Genomic DNA, 2,752 nt, shown 5'->3' with positions numbered 1-2,752 from the left:
ACCCGCCGAACACGAGACCAACTACTACCTCACCAGCAAAAAAAACCCAGGTCACAACCACAAGCTGAGATCTCTACCGAACCCGGAACGGCTCACCCCGTGGTCACTGTGACGATGAGTTGCTGGCCTTGCGGCGCCCAAAGTCGTCTATCCAGATGAGCCCAGTGTCGTGCAATGCCGTCGCTGACTGCTCGCGCAGCAGCTCAACCTGCCGGTCGTCGACCTGCTCCACCTCCGATGAGGATGCTGCCAGAAAGAACTGCCGCCGCCGCGCCTCCAGCGCTACCGTGCTGGCCGTCGGCTCAACTCGTGCCGGGCAGGTGAAGGTCTTGTTGCGCTTCCGTAGGGCCAGCAGCCCCGTCAGGTACTCGATCAGGCCCCGCCGCTGAGCCAGGCTGAGGAACAGATCGTCCAACCGGGCCTCGTACAACGGTCCCGGCGCAGGCGCAGGCGGACGGTGAGTGGTCATCTCCCACCTTCCGCCAATCAGTTGACTCCTGCCGTCCACCTACGACCTACCTCCCCTGCCGTCAACCCATATCACCACCAGATTCAACGAACCAGCGGTCGAAGGGGCCACGCATCGAAACGACAGTAGCTTGACTGAACTCTGCGAGAGGAACGCACGTAGTAGACGCTGAGGCACCTATCCACCCAGCAAACACTAAGGATGCGTAAAAGAATATGTCTGATGCACCTGAAAGTATGAGTGGCGCAGGCGCAGGTGATGTGCGTCGCGCTGCTGAGCTTTCCCTGCCACCGGCAGGCGCGACTGCATTTCGGCAGCGTCCCGCGCTTGTGCGCAGTAGCGGCAGTGTTTATGTGGCGCAGCCACGATCTATAAATGAAGCCGAGTATGTGCCCCCTCCCAAGCCGCTTGGGAGAAATTGGTTGGCAGATCATTTTGAGGGGACATATAAGGCGGCGTTTGGTAAGGGGCAGACGTCTTCCACTCTGTCGGTAGCACTCGCTGCACTCTCCGTTGCCTTTGAGCAGGCGGGCGGCGCTCCGGCTTTTGCGGCAGTATCTGCCGGGGCCGGTCTTTTGTCCTCTGCAAGCACCCTTGTAGGGGCGATACGAGATGGCAACGTAAATCCCGCTGTTGTTGGAGTATTTTCCGGGGCATCTGGAGTATTCAATGCGGCCGCTGGATTCTTTCCTCATGACCCCGACACCAAAAAGAAGTTGGAATGGGCAGGTAACGCAATGGCCGCCGTTGCTGCTGTTGCGAAGACTTACGAGGGAGGTGCCCTCCATGCGAGCGCAGTCACTGAAAGGCGCTATGCTGGTCCCGCACCCGATAGTGCACTGGAAATGGGGCTATCCCGAGCCGCGAGCATGATGCCCGCCGCTCCGGCGGCGGCTCACCATGTAGTGGCGACACCGGGAACTGAAAGGCCTTTCTATACATCGCCTAACGCGTCGGGTGCGCGTGTGGGTCCTCGTACTTCTATCTGACTGCTAAACCTATTCCGTCCGGAATCCTCGCGGGCGAGGAGGGCGTGGACTGCTGCGACAGGCTGGCCGATGCGGTTGACCGAGCGTCAGTCTTGCCGCAGTAGTCGTCAGAACTTGAGGCAGGAAATGGTGTGTTCGCCTTGGTGAGCGTACTCGCGGATGGACTGCTGATAGTGGTACCGGGCGTTTTGAGAGGTGCGTGGAGTTACTGGGTTTCGGGCTCGGGTTGTCGTAGCCGATGGCAGGGCTTGATCCTCGCGGTACGCCGTTTCCATGAGGAATACCTAAAGAGCTCATAACACGATCTTGTTGAAGATGCCTCGTCGGGCGTGACCGATGTGACGATTCGGCCGTTCGGGATGGTGTGAGTACTCGGCCGTGGATCGTGGACGACGACTTGTGGGCGCTGATCGAGCCGTTGCTGCCGCCGTGGCCGGAGAAGTCGCCGGGCCCGCGGCCGGTGGCGGACCGGCTGTGTCTGCAGGGCATCCTGTACGTCCTCCACAACGACATAGCCTGGCAACTCCTGCCGCTGGAGCTGGGGTTCGGCTCCGGGCAGACCTGCTGGCGGCGCCTGGAGCGAGGGCAGCAGGCCGGCGTCTTCGACCAGCTGCACCGCATCCTGCTCGCCGAACTCAACGCGGCCGGTGCGCTCGACTGGTCCCGCGCGTGCGTGGACGGCTCCCACATCCGCGGGAAAAAGGGGGAGCCGACACCGGTCCGTCGCCGGTCGACCGGCGGAAAACAGGCAGCAAACATCACCTGATCTGCGACGGCAAGGGGACACTGTTCAAGGTCATCACCACCGCGGCCAACGTCAACGACGTCACCCAGACTCTCGCTCTGGTCGACGGCATCCCGCCCGTGGCCGGACGGCCCGGCCGCCCACGCCGCCGCCCCGATTCGCTGCTCGGCGACAAGGGATACGACTCCAACCCCAACCGCGAGGAACTGCGCAAGCGCCGGATCCTGCCGGTCATCTCCCGCAAGAGCGCCCCGGACATCAAGGGCCTGGGCAAACTCCGCTACGTCGTCGAGCAGACCTTCGCCCTGCTCCACCAGTTCAAGCGCCTCGCCGTCCGCTGGGAACGCCGAATCGAACTCCACGACGCCTTCGTCTCATTGGCCTGCGCCCTGATCTGTTGGAGACGCCTCAAGAAACACCGATCATGATCGTGTTACGAGCTCAAAGGGTGTTACACAAGGCTGCGTTTTGGCAGGTCAGAGCCTGTGGTCGCAGTCTTCTGGTCATGATGTGAGGGCGAGGTTGTGCATGTGGGCGACGGCCTGGACG

1 protein-coding gene and 1 pseudogene are annotated in these 2,752 nt (G+C 61.9%); one reads left to right on the top strand and one right to left on the bottom strand.

Features of this window, described 5'->3' with window-relative positions:
* Positions 1 to 109: 109 nt before the first annotated feature.
* A pseudogene (locus ACZ5VQ_RS49275) lies at positions 110 to 469 on the bottom strand (IS701 family transposase); the annotation flags it as partial.
* 1,371 nt (positions 470 to 1,840) lie between these two features.
* Here ACZ5VQ_RS49275 and ACZ5VQ_RS49270 point away from each other — a divergent pair.
* A protein-coding gene (locus ACZ5VQ_RS49270) for an IS5 family transposase (protein ID WP_469110755.1) occupies positions 1,841 to 2,631 on the top strand; the annotation gives its coding sequence in 2 pieces (ribosomal slippage) (positions 1,841 to 2,140 and positions 2,143 to 2,631; 789 coding nt in all).
* Positions 2,632 to 2,752: the final 121 nt, after the last annotated feature.

The sequence above is a fragment of the Streptomyces sp. NPDC033178 genome (assembly GCF_055577685.1).
This window is presented reverse-complemented; position numbering and strand designations above follow the sequence as displayed.